At 60.1% G+C, this 18,160-nt stretch carries 17 protein-coding genes; 9 read left to right on the top strand and 8 right to left on the bottom strand.

Annotated features, from left to right (window positions below; all coding sequences use genetic code 11):
* Nucleotides 1–25: 25 nt before the first annotated feature.
* Together ACR0IP_RS12860 and ACR0IP_RS12855 are read right to left on the bottom strand one after the other, a co-directional pair.
* On the bottom strand, nucleotides 26–691 hold the full coding sequence (locus ACR0IP_RS12860; RefSeq protein ID WP_170689077.1) for a MotA/TolQ/ExbB proton channel family protein: 666 nt from the start codon (nucleotides 689–691) through the stop codon (nucleotides 26–28).
* Nucleotides 688–1,122 carry a hypothetical protein gene (locus ACR0IP_RS12855; RefSeq protein ID WP_170689076.1) on the bottom strand — a complete coding sequence of 145 codons (435 nt, stop codon included), beginning with the start codon at nucleotides 1,120–1,122 and terminating at the stop codon, nucleotides 688–690. Before ACR0IP_RS12855 ends, ACR0IP_RS12860 begins: the two co-directional genes overlap by 4 nt.
* Before the next feature lie 231 nt (nucleotides 1,123–1,353).
* On the opposite strand from ACR0IP_RS12855, the gene ACR0IP_RS12850 reads away from it, so the two are divergent.
* The 9 genes from ACR0IP_RS12850 (at nucleotide 1,354) to ACR0IP_RS12810 (ending at nucleotide 10,660) form a co-directional block, all read left to right on the top strand.
* A complete protein-coding gene (locus ACR0IP_RS12850; protein WP_170378480.1) occupies nucleotides 1,354–1,704 on the top strand; it encodes an MbcA/ParS/Xre antitoxin family protein in 351 nt (116 codons plus the stop codon).
* Nucleotides 1,704–2,216: an RES family NAD+ phosphorylase gene (locus tag ACR0IP_RS12845; RefSeq protein WP_480525937.1), complete on the top strand. Its 513-nt coding sequence runs from the start codon at nucleotides 1,704–1,706 to the stop codon at nucleotides 2,214–2,216. The genes ACR0IP_RS12850 and ACR0IP_RS12845 overlap by 1 nt, the downstream gene beginning before the upstream one ends.
* 49 nt (nucleotides 2,217–2,265) lie before the next feature.
* Nucleotides 2,266–3,819 (top strand): caspase family protein, encoded by a 1,554-nt coding sequence (locus ACR0IP_RS12840; protein WP_170378484.1) that lies wholly within the window; start codon nucleotides 2,266–2,268, stop codon nucleotides 3,817–3,819.
* Nucleotides 3,789–4,490: a hypothetical protein gene (locus ACR0IP_RS12835; protein WP_480525934.1), complete on the top strand. Its 702-nt coding sequence runs from the start codon at nucleotides 3,789–3,791 to the stop codon at nucleotides 4,488–4,490. Before ACR0IP_RS12840 ends, ACR0IP_RS12835 begins: the two co-directional genes overlap by 31 nt.
* Nucleotides 4,491–4,501: 11 nt before the next feature.
* Complete coding sequence (locus tag ACR0IP_RS12830) at nucleotides 4,502–4,906, top strand: hypothetical protein (RefSeq protein WP_170643292.1); 405 nt, start codon at nucleotides 4,502–4,504, stop codon at nucleotides 4,904–4,906.
* 222 nt (nucleotides 4,907–5,128) lie between these two features.
* Nucleotides 5,129–7,225 carry a hydantoinase/oxoprolinase family protein gene (locus ACR0IP_RS12825; RefSeq protein WP_480525932.1) on the top strand — a complete coding sequence of 699 codons (2,097 nt, stop codon included), beginning with the start codon at nucleotides 5,129–5,131 and terminating at the stop codon, nucleotides 7,223–7,225.
* Nucleotides 7,222–8,862: a hydantoinase B/oxoprolinase family protein gene (locus tag ACR0IP_RS12820; RefSeq protein ID WP_480525930.1), complete on the top strand. Its 1,641-nt coding sequence runs from the start codon at nucleotides 7,222–7,224 to the stop codon at nucleotides 8,860–8,862. The genes ACR0IP_RS12825 and ACR0IP_RS12820 overlap by 4 nt, the downstream gene beginning before the upstream one ends.
* Nucleotides 8,859–9,926, top strand: a complete 1,068-nt coding sequence (locus ACR0IP_RS12815) for a pyridoxal phosphate-dependent aminotransferase (protein WP_480525929.1) — start codon at nucleotides 8,859–8,861, stop codon at nucleotides 9,924–9,926. The genes ACR0IP_RS12820 and ACR0IP_RS12815 overlap by 4 nt, the downstream gene beginning before the upstream one ends.
* Complete coding sequence (locus ACR0IP_RS12810; protein WP_170689071.1) at nucleotides 9,923–10,660, top strand: aspartate racemase/maleate isomerase family protein; 738 nt, start codon at nucleotides 9,923–9,925, stop codon at nucleotides 10,658–10,660. The genes ACR0IP_RS12815 and ACR0IP_RS12810 overlap by 4 nt, the downstream gene beginning before the upstream one ends.
* 4 nt (nucleotides 10,661–10,664) lie before the next feature.
* On the opposite strand, the gene ACR0IP_RS12805 is transcribed toward ACR0IP_RS12810, so the two are convergent.
* The 6 genes from ACR0IP_RS12805 to ACR0IP_RS12780 form a co-directional block, all read right to left on the bottom strand.
* Complete coding sequence (locus tag ACR0IP_RS12805; RefSeq protein WP_480525927.1) at nucleotides 10,665–12,020, bottom strand: MmgE/PrpD family protein; 1,356 nt, start codon at nucleotides 12,018–12,020, stop codon at nucleotides 10,665–10,667.
* Between the two features lie 127 nt (nucleotides 12,021–12,147).
* Entirely contained in the window at nucleotides 12,148–13,173 is a 1,026-nt protein-coding gene (choV, locus tag ACR0IP_RS12800; RefSeq protein ID WP_170549346.1) for a choline ABC transporter ATP-binding protein, read from the bottom strand.
* A 3-nt stretch (nucleotides 13,174–13,176) separates the two neighbouring features.
* On the bottom strand, nucleotides 13,177–14,007 hold the full coding sequence (choW, locus tag ACR0IP_RS12795) for a choline ABC transporter permease subunit (RefSeq protein ID WP_170378502.1): 831 nt from the start codon (nucleotides 14,005–14,007) through the stop codon (nucleotides 13,177–13,179).
* Between the two features lie 86 nt (nucleotides 14,008–14,093).
* Nucleotides 14,094–15,020 carry a choline ABC transporter substrate-binding protein gene (gene choX, locus ACR0IP_RS12790; RefSeq protein WP_170675872.1) on the bottom strand — a complete coding sequence of 309 codons (927 nt, stop codon included), beginning with the start codon at nucleotides 15,018–15,020 and terminating at the stop codon, nucleotides 14,094–14,096.
* A gap of 340 nt (nucleotides 15,021–15,360) precedes the next feature.
* On the bottom strand, nucleotides 15,361–16,140 hold the full coding sequence (locus tag ACR0IP_RS12785; protein WP_170378506.1) for a carnitinyl-CoA dehydratase: 780 nt from the start codon (nucleotides 16,138–16,140) through the stop codon (nucleotides 15,361–15,363).
* Nucleotides 16,141–16,143: 3 nt separating this feature from the next.
* Nucleotides 16,144–18,159, bottom strand: coding sequence for an acetate--CoA ligase family protein (locus tag ACR0IP_RS12780; protein ID WP_170659031.1), 2,016 nt, complete (start codon nucleotides 18,157–18,159; stop codon nucleotides 16,144–16,146).
* Nucleotide 18,160 lies beyond the last annotated feature (1 nt).

Below are 18,160 nucleotides of genomic sequence, written 5' to 3'. Positions count from 1 at the left end.
AGGGCGTCTGACAAAGGGCGCCGTGTTACGCATGTTCGGGGGCGGCGCTCGGGGTCCGCGCCCCGGCCGTTGCCTGCAGCGCGTGACCGGGCACCAGAATGGTCCGAAGCGCTTTGTCCGCAAACACCCGCTCACGCGATGTGCGGCTTTCCAACCAGGACAGAACCATCGAGGTCGGCATCGCCACCGCCAGTCCTACGGCCGTTGTCACAAGGGCGACCCAGATACCACCGGCCAACAGCGACGGGTCCACCGAGGAACCGGCGGTTTGCAGGCTCTGGAACGCGTTGATCATGCCAAGCACTGTTCCAAACAAGCCAAGCAGCGGGGCAAGCTGCGCCACCGTGTCCAGCAGTCGAAAGCCGCGCTCCAACCCGGCCAAGGCCAGACCAGCCTCGGCATCCAAACGGTCATCCACGCCAGGCACGTCGACCCCATCCATCGCCGCGCCAACGATCGGCGCAAGGTAGCTGCTACTGTCGTTCAGCCGAGTACGCGCTGCGGCGCGATCCCCTGCATCCCAGGCATCCAGAGCTTCGGACAGAACCTTGTGCCGACCAACACCACAAGCCGCGAACTGCCACAGTTTATACAGCGTGACCGAAAGCGTCAGAACCGACATCACAATCAAGATTCCAACCACCGGCCCGCCAAGCGCCAGAATTTCACGCAAAGTGCCCAAGAAGTTCATCCCAAAAGCTCCACTTTGACCCGGCTGCTGAGGCTGAGCTTATCGCGACAGATAGTGCTATCCGCACCGTCGACCACGCAGGTATTTGCACCGTTGATCAAGGCTCGGCCCACCTGCGCGCAATCCCTTCCAGGCAGATCAAACTGCCGCACGCGCGGTCGATCCGCCGGAAGATCTCGGAAATCGAACAGGGACAGGCTAACCACACCGCCTTCAGAGTCGAAAATCACGGTCTCGAACACGGCCTTGTCGATTGAGACTCCAGTTCTGTTCTGCACCAGAAAGGTCAGTCGGCAGGCGTTGCCCACATTCTGCGCCGTGTTCAATTCGACGGACAGCGCCTCAGACGGTGCGCTTTCTGATTGCGCCCAACTGACGGCTGGCAACACGGCCGCGAACAATGCCGCAAAAGCGGTGCGATGAAACGACATGGATGGGCTCCTGCTGTTTTCTTGCCATTTGAGACCTCATACCCGAGGCTGCGAACAGGTAAAAGGGCCGCTCGGGCTGTCGTCAATCAACGGGTGGTCCCAAGTTGGTGAGGATCATGTCGTTTGCCAAGGGGTTTGGTGAGGTTTGAGAGGCAGTGACACGGTATGAAGCCTTGAAAATCAGTAATATTGACGCTATATACCGTGAAAGTAACAGGATTGGAGGGTGGTATGCAGATTGCTCAATTCGCCGAAGGCGGGCTGTTTGAGCCTCGGAAAATCGCGGCGGCTCTGCGTACATCCGCCGAAGAGGTCGCCTTGACAGTGGGGTTGGGCAAGGATGCCCTGCAACGCCGCACGCGCATTCAATCCGACAAGACCCAACGCCGCCTGCGCGAACTGGTCGAAGTCCTCAACAAAGTGCAACCGCGTTTTGGCTCGGATCTGATCGCCTATGCCTGGTATCGCTCGGAACCCCTGCCCGGCTTTGACGGGCGAACAGCCATGCAGCTGGTCCAGGAGGGCAAGGCGCAGCAGGTGTTGGAGTACATTGATGCCGTCGATGCCGGTGTCTATGCCTGATGCCGCTTGACGAGGGCTGGTATCGTGGGCCGCTTTTTCGCGCATTAAACCCGGTCTACGCGCGCGATCCCCTCTCGGGTCGCGGGGCAGAGAAATATGGTGGTCGGTTCAACGCGAAGGGAACACCTGCGCTCTACACGGCACTGGACCCGGCCACGGCCCTGCGCGAGGCCAATCAGGTCGGGGATTTGCAGCCGACGATACTGGTGTCCTACCACGCTGATTTAGGCCCGATCTTCGACACCCGAGACGAGGCCGCCTTGGCCCAATACGGAATGACCGCGCCCGGACTAGCCGATCCCGGTTGGCGATCGGCCATGCTGGACCGACGCGCTGTCCCGACGCAAGACCTGGCCGCGCAATTGATCAAGGACGGTTTTGCCGGTTTGCTGGTACGCAGCTTCGCACCTGGGACGACACCGGCGAACCTCAACCTCGTCCTCTGGCGGTGGAACGGGCCGGATACGCGGCTGACTGTTGTGGACGACGAGGATCGACTGGGCAGGCTATAGAACTCCAATCTGTCTGTGCAGTCCAAAACCCATGCGCTAAGGTGACGGTATGACTCGGTTCCGATTTTTGCTGGTTTGCATAATGTCCTGTCTGGTTCTGGCGACAGGCTCGGCCCGGGCGGCTGATCGTGTGGCCTTGCTGATCGGCAATTCCGACTACCGCGCCCCGGATATGGCCTTGCGCAACCCGGTCAACGATGTTGAGGCCCTCGGCGCAGCGCTACGCGAGCTTGGCTTTGCCGTGACCGAGGCCACCGATCAGAACGCAGCTTCGATGGATCGTGCGGTACACGCCTTTGGGCAGGCGGCGCAGGGCGCTGAAATGGCTGTCTTCTTCTATGCTGGTCACGGGGTTCAGATCGGCGGTCAGAACCACCTGATCGGCACCGAGTTTTCAGGGAATGACCTGACCGCTCTCAGCCGAAGTTCGATCACCATCGACCGCGTGCGCGATGTGCTTGCCAAGGCTGGGCCGGATGTCGGCATCCTTCTGCTGGACGCCTGCCGCAACAACCCGTTCTCGGAGAGAGGGATGGTCGAACAGGGTCTTGTCCGCATCCGGGGCGGTGCAGGTCTACTGATCGCCTATGCCACTGACCCCGGCAACGTGGCGTATGACGGGCTGGGCGACAACAGTGTCTTCACCTCGAGCCTGCTGGATCATATTGCAACGCCAGATCTGGATGTGCGGCTGATGCTCGGTCGGGTGCGTCAACAAGTGGTTCTGGACACTGAAGGTCGTCAGATCCCATGGGTCGAAGAATCCGTTCTGGATGAGCATAGTTTTGCGCCGGGTTTGCCCTCGGCCAGTCCCACGGACGCTTTTGAGGCCGATATGGCCCATTGGCGGAGCATTTCCGCAAGCAGCGATCAAGCAGACTTCAAAGACTATCTGCAAACCTATCCCGATGGCCTGTTCGCCGCTTTCGCGCGTGACCGGATTGAGCTGTTGAGGAACACCGAAACCGCCCCAGCCGCGCCGATCAGTGCAACGCTGGCTGCCGCGGAACCCGATAAGCTGGCTGCGGCCCTTTCCACCCTTGGGCTGATGCCAGATGGGCCAAGCCGCAACCTGGAACCGGCCCTCGATCAGTATCGCCGTCGCTTGCCGCTGCAGGAAACCGCAACGCCAGAGCGTCTGTTTGAAGACGCCGCCGAAGTCTCGGTCTTTCTGGCCGCCACGACATTGCAGAGCCTGCGTACCGATATCGTTGCACTGCGCAGTGTCGAACGCACTTTGGCCGTTGCCGAAAATGCCTTGGGCCAGATCGAAGAGATCGCCCGCTCGGACCCTGCCGCGCTGCCAGTACTGCAACAGGCCCGCAATGATATCTACGACATCTATCGCTCACGCGGTGTCATTCTAAGGCGGTTGGATCAAAGCCGCAGTTATTACGATGAACTTTTGACACGCGCCGTGGTGTTCTTTCCATCCGAGCCAGGCGCAGATTTCTTTGACGCTGCGGCGACTTCGCGTAACCTCGGGCAAGCACACGCGCGCCTGAGCGAGGATGCCGCATTGTTTCTGCGCCATGTGGCGCAGGCAGAAGACAGTAAAAAAGGGAGTTATCAATGGCTGGCAGATCTAATTCCACCCGGCTGATCGCCGCCGTGTTAGGGGCATCGTTGGCTCTGTCCGCCTGCGGTGGCAGCAGCGAGCCGGAAACGCTGAGATCCGTAGGCGCTGGCTCAAGCCAGGCCGAGGCCGATCTGGCAAAACAAGCGGCAGCCCTGCAAAAGACAATCCTGCAAGGGGCGATTGCAGGTGGTGTAGCGGGTGGCGCGATCGGCTTTGGGCTGGGCGGTTCTGACGACGTAGGCACAGGCGTCGCCCTCGGACTGGGTGCTGGCGCTCTGGCAGGCACCTATGTGGCCTATGTGCAGCGCAGCTATGCCGGGCGCGAAAGACGGTTGCGTCAGATCAAATCCGATCTGGACCGGAACGCCGCCGAAATGCAGACCACGTTGAACGTGATGAACGAAGTTCTGGTGGCTCAAAAGGCTGAGTTGGACGCACTGAACGCTCGCGCCGCAGCGGGAACCGTTGATCAGGCCGAGTTGCAACGAGAACTGACCGAGGCCAATGGCAATCTGAAACAGATGGAGCTGGCCATTGACGGGGCAACCAAACGGCAGGCGGAATTTGCTGAGGCGCGCAGCCTGACGATCAAGCGCCGCCAAACCACCTCGCCCATTGACGGTGATCTGCAGGCTCTGTCCAACCAGATTTCGCAGATGCGCGGAATCGCCAGCGATCTGGCGTCGTCGCTGTGACAGGGCCGAATATGATCACGCGCATTGCTCTGCCTTGTCTTCTGTTGGCCGCCTGCCAAACCACCACGGACCCGGCGGACGGAGGGTTCTTCGCCGGTGTATCCGGCATCGCGACCGGGGCCTATGATGACCGGATCGAAGCCGCCGAGGGCGATGTGGCGACAGCTCAGGCCCGCAACGACGCATTGGCCGCGCAGATCAGGTCCTCGGAATCGGAACTATCGCAGCTGAAATTGAAAATCCTGCAACAGCGCGATGCAATTGGCGGCGGAGACCCCGCCACAGCCGCCAGAATCGACAGGGTGCTGAATGCAAAGCCCCAAGGCACCACTGCCGAGGCACAATTGCAGGCCCTACAGCGCAGCATTTCCGAGGCCCGCGCACTAAGCGCGGATTTGGCGCGGTTGTCAGGATAAGCCCTGCTAGCCCAGGTCAGGTTTTTACGTCGCTGAAAAGCCGCGATGTCGCAAATGCGCTAGCAGTGACGTAAAAACCGCCCGAGAATTCCTTATGACTTGTCAGTGCTTCCCAACTCGTATGGATCGCCGGGCCACCGGCTGCAACTTGGTGGCACCGCGTCGGTAACAGGCCGAACGGGCGCTATGCCCAAACTTTTACAGACGACAACGGACCCCTCCATGACAACTGCTCTGCGCCTCGCCATAGATATTGGCGGCACGTTTACCGATACCGTCCTCGTTTCAGGCAATGAGACGATACTGGCTTCGACCAAAACCCTGACCACTCACCAAAATCCGGCCGAAGGCGCAATGGAAGGGGCGCTGCGCGTTATGCAAAGCGCGGGACGGTCCCTGGCCGAGGTGACCGGCTTCATCCACGGCACCACACTCGCAACGAACGCTCTGATCGAGCAGCGCGGGGCCACCGTGGCGACCATCGCCACTGAAGGCTTCCGCGATATCCTCGAAATCGCCTACGAACGGCGCTATTCGCAGTATGATATCAATCTGGAAAAACCCGATCTGCTTGTCCCGCGTGAACGCTCTCTGACCGTTCGCGAGCGAATGTCAGCGACCGGTGAGGTTCTGATCAAACTGGAAGACGGCGCTATTGAAGCGCTTGTGGCTGAAATCGACGCTAGCGGAGCGGATGCGGTTGCGATCTGCCTCATGCATTCCTACGCGAACCCCACGCATGAACGTCGGCTGCGCGATGCTCTTGCCGAACGACGCCCCGATCTGACCGTGTCGATCTCATCCGATGTCAGCCCCGAGGCGCGCGAGTTTGACCGGCTCTGCACCACGGTTGCCAACGCTTATATCCAACCCCTGATGGAGACATATCTGACCCGCTTCGTCGAAAAATTCGAAGCCGAAGGGGTCACCTGCCCGATCCTGATGATGACCGCAGGTGGAGGCATGTGCACCGTCCAGACGGCCATGCGTTTCCCGATCCGGCTGGTCGAAAGTGGCCCTGCCGGAGGGGCTATTCTAGCCGCGCGTATCGCTGCTCGGGCCGGGTTGGATCAGGTTTTGTCGTTTGACATGGGTGGCACGACCGCCAAGCTCTGCCTCATCGACAATGCCCGACCCCAAACCTCGCGCCAGTTCGAGATCGCGCGGGCCGCGCGTTTCATCAAGGGCTCTGGTATGCCGGTACGCATCCCTGTGATAGAGATGATCGAAATCGGCGCCGGCGGAGGTTCCATCGCCGGGGTGGACCGGCTGGGCCGTCTGACCGTCGGGCCAAAATCGGCAGGCTCGGAACCCGGCCCGGTGGCTTTTGGGCGCGGCGGGACCGACCCGACTGTGACCGACAGCGATATCACTCTGGGCTACATCGTGCCCGACACATTTGCCGAAGGGTTCATCAAGATTGACCCTGAGGCGTCAAACGACACGCTGCAACGCGTGATCGGCACGGCGCTTGAAACCGACGCGACAGGGGCTGCTGACGGGGTCAGCCGCATCGTAGATGAAAGCATGGCCAGCGCAGGGCGGATGCACGCGGTGGAGTCGGGCAAAGACCTCGGGCCACGCACCATGATCGCTTTTGGCGGCAACGGCCCGCTACATGCCAGCCGCGTGGCTCGATCTGCGGGCGTTAACCGCATCGTGGTGCCTCCAAATCCCGGTGTTGGCTCAGCCGTGGGCTTTCTATTCGCGCCCGTGTCGTTTGAGATCGTGCGCTCGTACTATTCTCTACTGGGTACGTTGGATTTCACGGCGATCAACGGCCTTTTTGACGATATGATCGCCGAGGCCAGCGCCGTTGTTACCCAAGGTGCCGGAGATGCATCGACCGAAATCCGACGCTCAGCCTTCATGCGCTACAGCGGTCAGGGGCATGAGATTGAGATTTCGCTGCCCGACCGTACACTTACCCCCGAAGACCTCGCCCCACTGACCGAAACGTTTGAAACCGAGTACCGCAAGCAATTCTCGCGCCCCGTTCCGGGCATGCAGATCGAGATACTGAACTGGGCCGTGCAAGTCGCGACTCCGGACGCTGTCGTTCCCGAACTGCTTGCCAGCCCGGCGGTGACCACGATGACGCCTTCAGAAACCCGACCCATCATTTGTGACGTAGACGGGCAGAGGAAACAGGCTGGTTTTGTGGCTCGCGCCAATCTCAACCCCGGCGACCGCGTCTGCGGCCCTGCGCTGATCCATGAACCACAGACGACGACACTCGTCTCAGCCGATTTCTCGGCCCATGTGGACGCCATCGGAAACCTCGTCCTGATCCGGAACCAGAAAGGAGGCGCGAAATGACCCCTGCCCGACTACAAGTAATGTGGAACCGGCTGCTGGCAGTTGTCGAAGAACAGGGCCAAACCCTGATCCGCGCCGCCTTTAGCCCGATTGTACGCGAATGCGGCGACATTTCTGCCGGGATTTTCGACGTGAACGGCCGGATGCTGGCGCAAGCCGTGACCGGGACGCCGGGCCACATCAACACCATGGCCGAAGCCGTTCAGCACCTGCGCGCCGCCTTCCCGGTTCAAACGATGAAACCCGGCGACATCTATATGACGAACGATCCATGGCTCGCCTCGGGTCACTTGAACGACTTCCTGCTGATGATGCCTGCGTTCAAGGATGGCAAGGTCGTCGGCTTCACCTCCTGCACCTCGCATCTGGTTGACCTGGGCGGGCTTGGCATGGGACCTGAGGGTTCGGACATATACGACGAGGGCCTGCTGATCCCGCCCTGCAAACTGGTTGAGGAAGGCACGCCGAACGCCCTGCTGCTGGACATCATCCGCGCCAATAGCCGCGAACCCGTGGCCAATGAGGGCGACATCTATGCCCTGATCGCCTGCTGCGAGGCGGGGGTGAACCGATTGGTGTCGATGATGGAGGAATTCGGCATCGAAGATCTGGACGCACTGGGGGCCTACATCATCGACACTTCGCGCCGGGGCACTCTGGCCGCCATCGCCGAGGTGCCTGCTGGCGTCTATAAGAACGTCCTCAAGATGGATGGCTATGAGAATGAACTGGAACTGCACGCCACCCTGACCGTCAGCACTGACGGGATGCATGTGGATTTCACCGGGACATCCGGCTGTTCCCGCAAGGGCATCAACGTGCCCCTGAACTATGCCACTGCCTATACCGTTTTTGCCCTGCGATGCATTGTCGGGTCGGACATTCCCAACAATGCAGGCTCCCTGGAGCCGTTCACCGTCGATGGCCCCAAAGGCTGCATCTTGAACGCGCAGCGCCCTGTGCCCGTCGCGATGCGTCATACGCTGGGTCAGGTCACCCCTGACTTGGTTCTGGGCTGCCTGCATCAGGCCCTGCCCGATCAGGTCCCGGCAGAGGGCGCATCCTGCATGTTCGATCTGCCCTTGCGCCACGCTCCTGAGGTGGCCCGTGACGGAGGCCGCGAATTCGCGGTTGAGCCCGTGCATAACGGCGGCACGGGCGCGCGGCCTCATGCGGACGGGTTGTCGGCAACGGCCTACCCTTCGGGCGTGTTCGGCAGCCAGGTGGAGATCACCGAAAGCGTCGCCCCCGTCACGATCTGGCGGCGCGAGCTTCGGCCAGACTCGGGCGGTGCAGGCAAGTACCGCGGCGGGTTGGGGCAAAGGATCGAGATGACCTCGGCCAACGGAGCGCCCTTCATCGTCTTCCTTTCGGTCGAACGGCTGAAATTCCCCGCGCTTGGTCGGATGGGTGGCCAACCCGGAGCACCTGGGCGTATTCGGTTCCGCGACAGCGACGCTGACATCCCCGGCAAGGGCGAGCTGAGGGTTGAAGACGGCGATTACCTTATCTTTGAAACCCCCGGAGGAGGAGGCTTCGGCGATCCCGTGGATCGCGACCCTGACGCACTTGCGCTGGACCTCAAACGCGGTTTGATCAGCGCCGAGGGTGCTAAATCCTACGGAGGTGCCGCATGATCCGGCCCGTCCCTCATGTTGGCGCCATGGCCGCCTATGCGCTGGCCGATCTTGGCGGTCCTCAGACAGTTTCACTGGCCCAGAACGAAAGCGCCTTTGCCGCCAGCCCTACCGCCATTGCCGCCGGACAGGCCGCTATGGCCGACATACCACTCTATCCTGATCCGGAATGGCCGGACCTGCGTTTAGCGATAGCCGAAGTGCATGGGCTGGACCCGAGCAACATCCTTTGCGGCGCGGGATCGATGGAGCTGATCGGTTGCCTGATCCGCGCCTATGCCGGGCAAGGGGACCGCGTGCTGGGTACAGACTACGGCTACGCCTTTGTCGCCTCGGCGACTGCGCAGGTGCAAGCGGACTATGTCAAGGCGCGTGAGGTCGACCTGACTGTTTCGGTGGATGATGTTCTGAGCGCAGTCACTCCAGAAACCCGCATCGTCTTCGTCTGCAATCCCGGCAACCCGACCGGAACGGTGATCCCAAACGCTGAGATCGTGCGCCTGCGGACCAGCCTTCCCAAGAAAGTTCTTCTGGTCGTCGATCAAGCCTACGCCGAATTCTCGGATGCCGAACATGATCCGGCAGAGGTATTCGCTATGATTCAGCGCGGCGATACGGTCATCACCCGAACGTTTTCCAAAGCCTATGGGCTGGCGGGCGCTCGGGTTGGGTGGGCCTATGCTCCGCCCGAGATTGGAGCAGAACTGCGCAAGCTTTTGAACCCAAACAATGTCTCGATCCCCTCGCAGGCAGCAGCCGCCGCTGCAATGCGTGATCAGACGCATATGCGAGAGGTTGTGGAAAAAACTGCCCACATCCGCGACGCGTTCACCGAAAACTGCCGCGCTATGGGGTTAACCGTTCCGCAAAGCCACACAAATTTCGTCTTGTTGCGTTTTTCGTCAATCGATCAGGCGCAGCGGGCCGATGTTGCATTGCGTGCAGAACACCTGCTGATGCGGGGGATGCGCGGCTATTGCCTAGGCGATTGCCTCCGCGCCACGATTTGCACACCAGACGTGATGAACCGCGCCCGCGATGTGCTGAAAGGAGTGCTGACATGACTGAGACCCGAACCGCGGCCAAGATCGGCGTTCTGGTGCCTTTCACCAACACAAACCTGGAGCCGGATCTGGCATTGATGCGTCCACCCAACACCACGCTGCATTTCCAGCGCATGGGCGGGTATGACGTGGATGAAATCCCCGGCTCGGATCAGATGGCCGGTTTGGGCGCTTCGGATATCAGCCATGATTTGCGGATGATCTCCGGCGTGCGGCCCGACATCGTTCTTTACGGCTGCACCTCGGCAACGCTGACCCATGGACCGTCTTTTGACGCCAAGCTGGCCGAGCAGATCAAATCCGGTGCCAATGCCAAATCAGTCACAGCCGCTAGTGCTCTGATCGCGGGCATTCAGGCGTTTGGGGCCCGCAAAGTCGGCTTTTCGTCGCCCTATCTGGGCGAGATCAATACGCAGGCCATCGCGTTCATGGCCCAAAATGGGATTGAAACGGTTAAATGCGCCGATGTGGGCCGGGAACTGGGAAATTACGGTCAGGGAGAATTGACCCCGAACGAAGTTTTTGACCTCGCCTGCCAGGCCGACGATCCGCAGGCCGAGGCGATCGTTCTAAGTTGCACCGATATGCGGTCCGTCGAGGCCATCGAGCGGGTTGAATCCGCGCTGGGCAAACCCGTTATCACATCCAATCAGGCGATGATGTTCTGCTTGCTGCGCGAGCTCGGGCTACCACAGCATAAGGGGCTCCCGGGGCGATTGTTCAACAGTATTTGAGGGACTAGGACCCGGACGGGGCGTCATAGATCACCGCGCCAAGATCCGAGAAAGCCGATACCGAATCTTTCAATCCCAGGACGGCGTCACGTATGGCGGAGGCCCTTGTTTCGCCGAGCGACGGCACCGCGAACTCCATGAATTTTGCGACCACTTCGGCTTGATCCATCGGGGCCTCGGGGCCGCCGCGCGCATGGACGTCGCCAGTTTCCAGCACCCGCCCGTCGTGCAAGCGGATCGTAACATCGGCGATGCGACACTCGGGGAACCGAGCCGAATGGCGCGCGTCTTCGGCAACGGAAATACGTTCCAACAAAGACGCCACCAAAGGATCAGACAGACCCGCGCCCGAGATATGCTCAACCCCGATCCGCCCATAGGCCATCATCACTGCCACCGCAAATGGCAGCGAATACTGCGCCTTTGAGGTGTCGTCGGGCATGCCCTGAAACAAGCAGGCGCTCTCGCGGAAGGTATTGACCTGCACCGAGTCGATATCTTCATGGCTCAGGTCATGGTCGCGCATGAGCTGACGGACAGCGTCGATCGCAGCGTGTGCCCAACGGCAGATCGGGTAAGGTTTCACATATTGATGCTGCATCTGCCAGAACTGGCCAAGGTCCTGCCAATGGATCGTGACCTCTTCGGCTTCGATTGTGATCGCCGGCGCGCCGGTAAAGCCTTTCTCGGCCAAAACCGCCGCAGACACACCGACCAAAGCCCCCCAGCCCGATCCGTCATGCAGCATTGTGGGGTTGGCGATCTCGCGCATCATCTGGCTGCGGGGGCCGTGATATTCAGCGATGCCCATGGCCTGCCGCAATTGGTCCACTCCCAACCCACGCAACCGAGCCGCGACGGCCACGACGCCCAAGGCGTTCCATGCCCCTGACGTGTGATAGTCGCTGACTGTATCATGCAGAGAAATCCCGGCGCGCCCAGCGACCTCATACCCGATGGTGACAGCGGTCAGAGCTTCGGGGCCCGAGAAATCCGGAACCGTTTCCGCCAGCGCGCAAAGCGCCGGTACGACAGCGACACCGATATGCCCTTTTGTCGGGTTGTAGCCGTCATGCCCATCCAGATTGTCAGTCTGCGTTGCGGCAGCATAGGCAGACCCTGCGGCGCTGACCCGGCGGCCATCAAACAGCATCCGCGCGCTGAGCGCCGGATCACCTGCCCCGTAGAGCGCAAAAGCCGTTTCTCTGGCGATACTCCCAGCCGCCATAGGACCCGACGCTATCGTAATGCCCAGCGTGTCGAGCAGCATCAACGCGGCGGCGTCAAGCGTCGCATCGGGGATATCCTCGGGTGTTATACCAAGGGTGAAATCAGCAACTCTTTGGAAGGTATCTGTCACGGCCTGCTCCTAGCTCAACACCTCTCGAGGCAGGTTAGGAGGTTTCGAATGGGATGGCACGAAAACAATTGAGAACGAACGGTCCGGCGTTCTAGTGCCGGACCGCCCCATGTTTAAGGTCAGAGGGTTACTGCCCCATCGGATCAACCAGCTTGTTCAACACACGGTCTTTTGTGACCTGACCGATGATCGCCCCGTTCTCGATCACGCCAACCGGTGCGTTGTTCTGGTCAAAGCCCTGAATGACATCGCGAATATCCGTATCCGCATCAATCGAGCGGTCCGGCGTACCGGTTGCAGGCTCCATCACGTCCCGCGCGCGCAAAACGCCCAGAGGGTTCATATGCGCAACAAAGTCGGCCACGTATTCGTCCTCAGGCTTCGAGTAGATCTCGGACGGGGTGCCGCATTGTACGATGCGACCGCCCTCCATGATGGCGATACGGTTACCGATCTTAAAGGCCTCATCAAGGTCATGGGACACGAAGATGATCGTACGTTTGAGCTTTTCCTGCAGGCGCAGCAGTTCATCCTGCAGCTTGGTCCGGATCAGCGGATCGAGGGCCGAGAACGGCTCGTCCATCAGCAGGATCGGCGCCTGAGTGGAAAAGGCACGGGCGAGACCGACGCGTTGTTGCATACCGCCCGACAGCTCTCCGACCTTGCGATCCGCCCAGTCGGACAGACCGACCAGAGCAAGTTGCTCATCGGTGCGCTGCAACCTCTCAGTGCGGGACATGCCCGACAGCTCCAGCCCCAGCCAAACGTTTTCACGAACCGTACGCCACGGCAATAGGCCGAATTGCTGGAACACCATCGCAATATGGTTCTGGCGCATCCGGCGCAGGGTACGGGCGTCGGCGTTGGTGACATCTACCATCTCCGATCCGTCCGAGACCCGAACCGCGCCGCGGATCACCGGGTTCAACCCGTTCACCGCCCGCAATAACGTGGACTTGCCCGAACCAGACAGCCCCATCAGCACCAGCGTTTCGCCCTCATGCACGGTCAGCGAGCAATTGTGGACGCCCAGCACCTGACCACAGGCTTCTTTCACGGTTGCTCGGTCTTTGCCTTCGTCCATGAAGGGCAACGCGCTTTTGGGGTCGTTGCCGAACGCGATTGAAACATTGTCAAATTCAACTGCAGTCATGGATCAATGCTCCACTCTGAGGACGCGATCGAGGATGATCGCAACAACAACGATGACAAAGCCGGATTCGAAACCAAGGGCCGTGTTCACCTGATTGAGCGCCCGCACGACCGGCACACCCAAGCCGTCAGCACCGACCAGAGCGGCGATCACAACCATCGACAGCGACAGCATGATGGTCTGGTTCAGGCCGGTCATAATCTGCGGCAGCGCGTAAGGCAGCTCGACCTTCCACAGAGTTTGGGATTTGGTCGCGCCAAAGGCCTCTGCCGCCTCAAGCAGCGGGGTCGGCGTCGAGGACACACCCAGATGGGTCAGGCGGATCGGAGCGGGCAACACGAAGATCACGGTTGCGATCAGGCCCGGCACCATGCCGATACCAAAGAATACGATCGCGGGGATCAGGTAGACGAAGGTCGGCAGGGTTTGCATCAGGTCCAGCACCGGCCGCATCGCCACGTAAAGCTTAGGCCTATGCGCCGCCGCGATGCCAATAGGCACGCCAATCGCCATACAGACCAGACAGGAAGATAGAACCAGCGTCAGGCTTTCCGTCGTTTCTTCCCAATAACCTTGATTGAGAATGAACAGGAACCCCAGCGCCACAAACAGGCAAACCTTCCAATTGCGCTGCAACAGCCACGTGATGCCTACGAAGACGCCCACAACGATCAAAGGGTGCGGGGTTTGCAGCACCCATAATATGCCATCAATCAGCGCCTCAAGAACCCAGGACAACCAATCGAAAAATGGCTCCCCTATTTCTTGGAGCCATTCAAAAACCGCTCGGGCCGTCTTGCCGACGGGTATCTTGTTGTCGGTCAGCCAATCCATCTGTCTGCCTTTCAGAGTATTCCGGGCCTGAGATCAGGCCACAAAAAAGCCCTCCGCCACAGACACGCGGCGAAGGGCGTTTAAGGTTATTGACCCAGTGCTGCGCTTACTGCGGCGACTGCGTCACCACCGTCACGGGTCGTGACACCGTCCAGCCATGGTGTATAGGCATCCGGGTTGGCTTTCAGCCATGCGCTGGCTGCATCTGCCGGGTCTTCGCCACCATCCAGAATCGCGGCCATGATCTCGTTTTCCATCGCCAGCGAGAATTCCAGGTTGTTCAGCAGCGCGCCAACATTCGGGCATTCTTCTGCATAGCCTTTGCGGGTGTTGGTGAACACGGTCGCGCCGCCGAAGTTGGGGCCAAAGAACTCATCGCCACCGGTCAGGTAGGACATCTCGAAATTGGCGTTCATTGGATGGGGTTCCCAACCCAGGAACACGATAGGATCGCCCTTGCGCGAGGCGCGGTCCACCTGCGCCAGCATGCCTTGCTCGGAGCTTTCAGCGACTTCGAAACCAGAGAGGCCAAACGAATCGCCATCGATCATGGATTGAATCAGACGGTTGCCGTCATTGCCCGGCTCGATTCCGAAGATCTTACCATCCAGAGCATCGGAGTGTGTTGAAATATCAGCGAAATCCTTGATGCCCAACTCGGCAGCAGCAGCGTTGACGGCCAGCGTGTACTTTGCACCCTCAAGGTTCGCGCGCACGGTTTCAACCGTTCCCGCCTCACGATACGGTGCGATATCGCCTTCCATGGTCGGCATCCAGTTGCCCAGGAACACGTCGATATCGCCTTCGGCCATGGAGGTGTAAGTCACTGGAACGGAAAGGATCTTGATCTCGGTATCATACCCCAGAGCGTCAAGAATCGTTGTCGTTGCGGCAGTGGTCGCCGTGATATCGGTCCAGCCGACATCCGAGAATACGACCTCGTCGCAATTGGCCAATGCCGCCCCGGCAGATGCCAGAATGGCAAGGGTTGAAATGGTTGTTAGGGCTTTCACTGGAGCCTCCCTGTTTTTTTGATTGACTGATTAGTTAGGAAAAATAAATGACACATAGTCAAGTCTAATTGTTCACATGCAGCCAGATTCAGGCAACAGTTTCTGTCGCGCGCTGAACAATTCACGGATTGCGTGGCATGGATTTCGGTTTGGCTGCGTTCGGGTTGTGGCGCAGGTTTGAAGTGCTGTTGCCCCGTTGGGCTGGCATGTCCTAGTTTAATATGACACGCGAATGCAATCCGTTAGCAGGCCGCCCAAGGAACCCTTGGGCACAGCTGATAAAGTGTTACGGCCCCATCGAAAGAAGGAGCCGCCGAGAGGGTTCAGACCCCAAATTTGCTTACTTGCCTTTCCACACAGGATCACGCTTTTCCGCAAACGCGCGCGCGCCTTCCAGCTGGTCCTCACTGGCATAGAGAGTATCGACGGTACGCAGCTGCCGTTTGGTAATACGGTTCATGGCGTCTTGGAATTTGCTGTCTTCGGCATCGCGCACGACCTCTTTGATCGCGGCATAGACCAGCGGTGGGCCCGAGGCCAACAGGCGGGCGAGTTCCCACGCACGATCCATCAGCTGATCCGCGGTCACAATCTCATTCACCAAACCCCAGCGGTTGGCTTCCTCCGCGTCGAACCAGCGGCCCGTCAGCAGCAACTCCATCGCGATGTGATACGGGATGCGTTTAGGCAGTTTGACACTGGCCGCATCCGCCACGGTACCCGAGCGGATTTCCGGCAGCGCAAAACTCGCATGGTCCGCAGCCAAGATCATGTCGGCGGACAGCGCAAGCTCCAGACCTCCGCCGCAGGCAATGCCGTTCACGGCTGCAATGACGGGTTTGTTCATGTCGCGCAATTCCTGCAGACCGCCAAAACCGCCAACACCATAGTCCCCATCGACCGCATCGCCATCGGCTGCGGCTTTCAGGTCCCATCCGGGGCAAAAGAACTTCTCTCCCGCACCTGTCAGGATCGCGACGCGCAGGTCCGGGTCGTCGCGGAACTCGGCAAAGACGTCACCCATGATGCGGCTGGTCGCCAGATCAATGGCATTGGCTTTGGGCCGGTCCAATGTGACCTCAAGAATCGCGCCATCACGGCGGGTTTTGATCGGGTCCATATCTCAGGCCTTTCTGATGAGGGCATCCACGGCCACCGCCTTGTCGGGCGTGCAGAGGAGCGGGTTGATTTCGACCTCGCCAAGCGTGTCGGCGTTTTGCATGACATAGGCCTGAACGGCCTCAACAGCGGCCACGATGGCATCCATATCAGCCGCCGGTTGACCGCGATAGCCTGCCAGAAGCGGTGCAATCTTCAATTTGCCCAAAGCACCGCGGATGTCATCAGCAGAACTGGGCACCAGCAGGGAGGCGGTATCGCGCAGCACTTCGGTCAGCACACCGCCTGCGCCCAGGGTCAGGACAAACCCATGCGCCGGATCGCGCACCACGCCCACAAGAAGCTCGACCACTGTTCCGGTGATCATCTCTTCGATCAGAATTTCAGTGGTTCCGATATCTGCGGCGACATCGGGCACATCTTCGGAAAGAACACCCAATCGCACGGCCGCGTGTTCTGACTTATGAGCCAGCCCCACGCCCTTGACCGCAAAGGGTGCGTCCATGTCCTGAGCGGCAGCACGAGCCTGGTCGGCACCTGCGACTGTGCGGTTTTGCGGGATGCGCAATCCGTGCTCGGCCAGAACGCGTTTGGACTCGCCTTCGGTGAGAGTCCGATTGGCCTCGGCCGTTCCGGGCAGTGTGACCGGTGTGTCTGAAGGAGCTGTGATCTGGCCCGCCGCTTCGGTTGCGGCAAGAGCTTCGCGCAGCCCCATGAAGGGCACCACGCCGCCGTCCATAAGCTCTTGCGCTACATCTTCGGGCATCAACTCGGGCAAAGTCGCGGCAACGGCAAATCGCCCGCCGGTCTCCGCACGCACTTTCATTGCCGCACGCGAGGCATAGACCCAGTCGCTCGCATCCGTGGTTGGATAGTCGAGGATCGAGAACGTCAGATCAATGTCATCACCCGTCATCCCGGTCCAGGCCCGCGCCATCGCCGCTTCATCCCGCCAAATATAAGTGTGGTAGTCCAGTGGGTTATTTAGCGCCACCATCGGTCCGAGTGCCTCTCGCAGGTGGGCTTTCTGACCGTCGCTTAGGCGCGGGAAGGATAGCCCGGTTCCAACAGCCATGTCCGCGATCAGACTCGCCTCCCCCCCGGAACAGCTGATCGAGGCTATGTTGCTGCCCGAAAGCGGGCCATAGCAATGCAGCAGTTTCAGCGTCTCCAGAAAATCGGGCAAGGCGGATAGGCGTGGAATGCCGAGACGCTCCAAAAGGGCCTGCGCACCCGCGTCGCTTCCGGCCAGAGAGGCGGTATGCGACACGGTTGCGGACTGAGCCTGCTCGGACGCACCGACCTTGAGCGCCACCAGAGGGATACTCTTAGAATAGGCCTTCGCTGCCAACGCCTCCCATTCACGGATATCCTTGAAGCCTTCGATGTGCAGGCCAACGGCAGTCACACGCGGATCGTCCAGCAAGGCCGAGGCAATCTGCGCCTGACTGGTCTGCGCCATGTTCCCGCAGGTCACCATATAGGCGATGGGCAGCGCGCGTTTCTGCATGGTCAAGTTGATCGAGATGTTCGAGCTTTGCGTTAGGATCGCAACGCCGGACTCGACCGGCTTGGCCCCGTGCTGGTCGGGCCACAGCAAAGCCGCATCCAACGCGTTGATGAAACCATAGCAATTGGGTCCCAGAATGGGCATGTCGCCCGCAGCTGCGACCAGTTGTGCTTGCAGATCGCCCCCTGTGTCATCCTCGGCCACGGCCTCGGAAAAGCCTGACGCAAAACATACAGCACCGCCGGCGCCGGTGGCAGAAAGGGTGCGAACCGCCTCATTCGTGGCATGGCGGTTGATGCCAATGAAAACGGCATCTGGCGGTGCTGGCAGGTCTTCGAGACTGGCATAGGCCCTATGGCCAGCGATCTCGGTCGCTTTGGGATGAATAGGCCAGATCTGACCCGCATAGCCCATTCGTTCAGATTGCAGAATGACCTGCTGACACCAAGCACCACCGCCGATCACGGCGATGGAGTTCGGGCGCAAAAGCCGGGTGAGGTCTTTGGTCATC

It is taken from the genome of Ruegeria sp. AL11 (genome assembly GCF_056540865.1).
This window is presented reverse-complemented; position numbering and strand designations above follow the sequence as displayed.

Coding starts and splice junctions, on each gene's coding strand:
- ACR0IP_RS12860 (WP_170689077.1), bottom strand. CDS start 691: ATGAACTTCTTGGGCACTTTGCGTGAAATTCTGGCGCTTGGCGGGCCG.
- ACR0IP_RS12855 (WP_170689076.1), bottom strand. CDS start 1,122: ATGTCGTTTCATCGCACCGCTTTTGCGGCATTGTTCGCGGCCGTGTTG.
- ACR0IP_RS12850 (WP_170378480.1), top strand. CDS start 1,354: ATGCAGATTGCTCAATTCGCCGAAGGCGGGCTGTTTGAGCCTCGGAAA.
- ACR0IP_RS12845 (WP_480525937.1), top strand. CDS start 1,704: ATGCCGCTTGACGAGGGCTGGTATCGTGGGCCGCTTTTTCGCGCATTA.
- ACR0IP_RS12840 (WP_170378484.1), top strand. CDS start 2,266: ATGACTCGGTTCCGATTTTTGCTGGTTTGCATAATGTCCTGTCTGGTT.
- ACR0IP_RS12835 (WP_480525934.1), top strand. CDS start 3,789: ATGGCTGGCAGATCTAATTCCACCCGGCTGATCGCCGCCGTGTTAGGG.
- ACR0IP_RS12830 (WP_170643292.1), top strand. CDS start 4,502: ATGATCACGCGCATTGCTCTGCCTTGTCTTCTGTTGGCCGCCTGCCAA.
- ACR0IP_RS12825 (WP_480525932.1), top strand. CDS start 5,129: ATGACAACTGCTCTGCGCCTCGCCATAGATATTGGCGGCACGTTTACC.
- ACR0IP_RS12820 (WP_480525930.1), top strand. CDS start 7,222: ATGACCCCTGCCCGACTACAAGTAATGTGGAACCGGCTGCTGGCAGTT.
- ACR0IP_RS12815 (WP_480525929.1), top strand. CDS start 8,859: ATGATCCGGCCCGTCCCTCATGTTGGCGCCATGGCCGCCTATGCGCTG.
- ACR0IP_RS12810 (WP_170689071.1), top strand. CDS start 9,923: ATGACTGAGACCCGAACCGCGGCCAAGATCGGCGTTCTGGTGCCTTTC.
- choV (WP_170549346.1), bottom strand. CDS start 13,173: ATGACTGCAGTTGAATTTGACAATGTTTCAATCGCGTTCGGCAACGAC.
- choW (WP_170378502.1), bottom strand. CDS start 14,007: ATGGATTGGCTGACCGACAACAAGATACCCGTCGGCAAGACGGCCCGA.
- ACR0IP_RS12785 (WP_170378506.1), bottom strand. CDS start 16,140: ATGGACCCGATCAAAACCCGCCGTGATGGCGCGATTCTTGAGGTCACA.
- ACR0IP_RS12780 (WP_170659031.1), bottom strand. CDS start 18,159: ATGACCAAAGACCTCACCCGGCTTTTGCGCCCGAACTCCATCGCCGTG.